Here is a 3,870-nt window from a genome sequence, read left to right as displayed (position 1 = left end):
GCAGCGTGGGCTGCGGGGCGGTTGGACTTCCGCCCCCGAATGCAGTATGAAAACCGATTCGAATGGTACGGCGACGCGCGCCGGGCCGAGGCGCCACCCCGTGGCCGGTCGGCGCGCACGGCGTCAACGCGCCCGTACCCATCCCATGCCGCACACATTCCAGGAGGCGCGCCGCCGCAGGGCGGCACTCACGCTATGCCCAGACAGGAACACATCCGCAATTTCAGCATCATCGCGCACATCGACCATGGCAAATCCACCCTGGCCGACCGTATCCTCGAGGTTACCGGGCTGGTCAGCGACCGCGAAAAGCGCGACCAGTACCTTGACCGCATGGAGCTTGAGCGCGAGCGCGGCATTACCATCAAGGCCCAGTCGGTGCGCATTCCGTACACGGCCAAGGATGGCCGCAAGTACGTGCTGAACCTCATCGACACGCCCGGCCACGTGGACTTCAACTACGAGGTCTCGCGGTCGCTTGCCGCGTGCGAAGGGGCGCTGCTGGTGGTGGACGCCTCGCAGGGCGTGGAGGCCCAGACCCTGGCCAACGTGTACCTTGCGCTGGACCACAACCTGGAAGTCATCCCGGTCCTGAACAAGGTGGACCTGCCCAGCGCCGACGCCGACCGCGTGAAGCACGAGATCGAGGAAAGCATAGGCCTCGACTGCTCCGATGCCGTGGCCGTCAGCGCCAAGACCGGCCTGAACGTGGACAAGGTGCTGGAAGCCATCGTCGAGCGCCTGCCCGCGCCCGAAGGCAACCTGAACGCCCCGCTGAAGGCCCTGATTTTCGACTCCTGGTACGATTCGTACCAGGGCGTGGTGGTGCTGTTCCGCGTTGTGGACGGCGTGCTGCGCAAGGGCGACCGCATCAAGCTGTTCGCCACCGAACGCAGCTACGAAGTGATCCGCCTTGGCGTGTTCTCGCCCGAAATCGTGGACATGACCGAACTGGGTGCTGGCGAAGTGGGCTTTCTGTGCGCCAACATCAAGGAACTGGGCGACGCCAAGGTGGGTGACACCATCACCCATGTGGACCGCCCCGCAGAAATACCCGTGGAAGGCTTCAAGGAAGTGCAGCCCATGGTGTTCTGCGGGCTGTACCCCACCGATTCCGCCGACTACGAGCAGCTCAAGTACGCGCTGGAAAAGCTGCAGCTCAACGACGCCGCCTTCTCGTACGAGCCGGAAACCTCGCAGGCGCTCGGCTTCGGCTACCGCTGCGGGTTCCTGGGCCTGCTGCACATGGAAATCATCCAGGAGCGGCTGGAGCGCGAATTTCAGGTGGAGCTCATCGCCACCGCCCCCTCGGTGATCTACAAGATCGATACCGTGGACGGGAAGAAGAGCGATATCGACAACCCCTCCAAGCTCCCCGACCCCACCAAGATCGCCGCGCTGTACGAACCCTACGTGCGCATGGACATCCACGTGCCCAACGATTACGTGGGCAACGTGCTGAAGCTGTGCGAGGAAAAGCGCGGCATCCAGAAGAACATGGGGTACATAGCCTCCAACCGCGTGGTCATCACCTACGAACTGCCCTTCGCCGAAATCGTGTTCGATTTCTTCGACCGGCTGAAGTCGGGCACCAAGGGCTATGCGTCCATGGACTACGAGTTCATCGACTACCGGCAGTCGGCCCTGGTGAAGCTGGACATCCTGATCAACGCCGAGGCCGTGGACGCGCTGGCCGTCATCGTGCACCGCGACAAGGCCTATCACTATGGCCGTGCGCTGGCGCTGAAGCTGAAGCGCACCATCCCGCGCCAGATGTTCGAGGTGGCCATCCAGGCGGCCATCGGACAGAAGATCATCGCCCGCGAATCCATTTCCGCGCTGCGCAAGAACGTGACCGCCAAGTGCTACGGCGGTGACATTACCCGTAAGCGCAAGTTGTTGGAAAAGCAGAAGGAAGGCAAGAAGCGCATGAAGCGCATGGGCAACGTGGAGTTGCCGCAGGAGGCGTTTCTTGCCGCCCTGCAGGTGGGCGACGAGTAATTTCGCGTCAGGGGCGGCAATGGCGGCGTCAAACGGTGACGCCGTTCGGGCCACGTACCAAAGAGTACGCTCCCCTCGCGGACCCCACCGTTTTCCTTGTCCTTGCCGCCCCTGCGCACCCCTACGGGCGTGTGCGTTGAGTGAAGAAGTGAGCTAAGCCCTGGCAACCCCTGCCGCGAAATTGCGGTGGGTGGGGCGGGGGAATGAGCCCCGCGCAGCGCAAGGCGTGTGCGGGGTGGTTTGAAAAGAGAATGACGCGAACCATGCCGGGCGGCAGGTGCAGCATGCGCCGCAGCCCGGCGGTTTCAGTGCGCCGTCCCCGGCATTCCCCACCATGCGGGGTGCGGCGCTGGGCATGTCCATGCGGCCTCCGCACCAGCGGTGGCGCGCACCGGCCCCGCCTTGGGCGTCAGCCTTTGGCGGGTTTTCGATGAACCGCAAATCCCCGTCCCGCGCGACCGCGCGACCGGATGGCGGAGGCACCCGCATGCAACAGAAAAGCCTGCTGTTGGAATACGTGGAGGCGCTTGTCGTCGCCTTTGCGCTGGCCATGCTTATCCGCACCTTCGTGGTGCAGGCGTACAAGATTCCTTCCGGTTCCATGCTCGAAACCCTGCAGATCGGGGACCACCTGCTGGTCAACAAGTTCAGCTACGGGGTCAAACTGCCCTTCACCCACAAGGTGGTGGTGCCCGTGGGCGACCCGCAGCGCGGTGACATCATCGTGTTCGAGTACCCCGGCGACCCGTCCATCGACTACATCAAGCGCATCGTGGGCCAGCCCGGCGACGTGATAGAAGTGCGCAACAAGCAGCTGTACCGCAACGGCGAAGCAGTGCAGGAAGCGTACATCCGCCATTCGCAGCCCGGCATCGTCATGCCCGTGCGCGACAGTTTCGGCCCGGTCACCGTGCCCGAGGGGCACTACTTCGCCATGGGCGACAACCGCGACGATTCACAGGATTCCCGCTTCTGGGGCTTTGTCCCGCGCGGGGCCATCCGGGGCAAGGCCTGGGTCATCTATTGGTCGTGGGAAGGGCTTGGCAACGTGCGCTGGGATCGCATCGGCACGATCCTGCATTGATCCCGCACGGCTCCTGCGTGCCGGTATGGCGATCATGGCTGCCGCCCTGCCTGCGGCTCAGCCCGGTCCGCCCGTTTCGCATTGGCACCATATCCGTCCCGTCCCGCACGTCGTTGCGGGGCGGGGCGTTTTGCTTTAGTGGTTGTGCGGTATCGCAGGACGCATGCAGTTGCCGTGCGGCCAACCGGCTGTTGGCCAGTCGCTGGCCGACCAAACGCCCGCCGGACCTCGTTGGCGCCTGCCGCGCCCCGCAGGGTCTGGCGAACCCTGCGGCACCTGTCGCGTCCGTCGTTCCCGTCGTTCGCGGCGCTTCCGCTTCGCCCGCTCCTCACTCTTTCAGCGCAGGGGGCTCAATGATTGTTCGCGTGGCCTGTGCCGCCCTGCACGGGGTGGACGCCTTCCGGGTGGACCTGGAGGTGGACCTTGCCCGGCAGGGCATGCCCGCCTTCGTCATGGTGGGCCTGGCCGAAGGGGCCCTGCGCGAATCGCGAGAACGCGTCTTTGCCGCCATGCGCGCCTGCAACCTGCGCCTGCCCCCCGCCCGCATCACCGTCAACCTCGCCCCCGCCGACCGCCGCAAGAGCGGCAGCGGCTTCGACCTGCCCCTTGCCATCGGCCTTTTGGCCGCCGCCGAGATACTGCCCCAGGGGAGTACCGACGGGTGGTTTCTGCTGGGCGAACTTTCGCTTACCGGCGAACTGAAGCCCGTGCCGGGCGTGTTGCCCGTGGCCGTGCGCGCCCGCGCCGAAGGGGCGCGCGGCATGCTGGTGGCGGCGGACAACGCC

At 65.3% G+C, this 3,870-nt stretch carries 3 protein-coding genes; all 3 read left to right on the top strand.

Going from position 1 to position 3,870, the window contains the following annotated elements; translation table 11 throughout:
- The first annotated feature begins 195 nt into the window (after positions 1–195).
- Positions 196–2,001 carry a translation elongation factor 4 gene (lepA, locus tag FVW20_RS09345; RefSeq protein ID WP_196609204.1) on the top strand — a complete coding sequence of 602 codons (1,806 nt, stop codon included), beginning with the start codon at positions 196–198 and terminating at the stop codon, positions 1,999–2,001.
- A gap of 487 nt (positions 2,002–2,488) precedes the next feature.
- Positions 2,489–3,085, top strand: coding sequence for a signal peptidase I (lepB, locus tag FVW20_RS09340; protein WP_196609203.1), 597 nt, complete (start codon positions 2,489–2,491; stop codon positions 3,083–3,085).
- 353 nt (positions 3,086–3,438) lie between these two features.
- Positions 3,439–3,870 (top strand): magnesium chelatase domain-containing protein (locus FVW20_RS09335; protein WP_307831460.1); only part of this gene is annotated, 432 nt, incomplete at its 3' end.

The sequence above is a fragment of the Nitratidesulfovibrio oxamicus genome, from assembly GCF_015731765.1.
Taxonomy (GTDB): domain Bacteria; phylum Desulfobacterota; class Desulfovibrionia; order Desulfovibrionales; family Desulfovibrionaceae; genus Cupidesulfovibrio; species Cupidesulfovibrio oxamicus.
The sequence above is the reverse complement of the archived record's forward strand: the minus strand, read 5'-3'. Positions and strand labels throughout refer to the sequence as shown.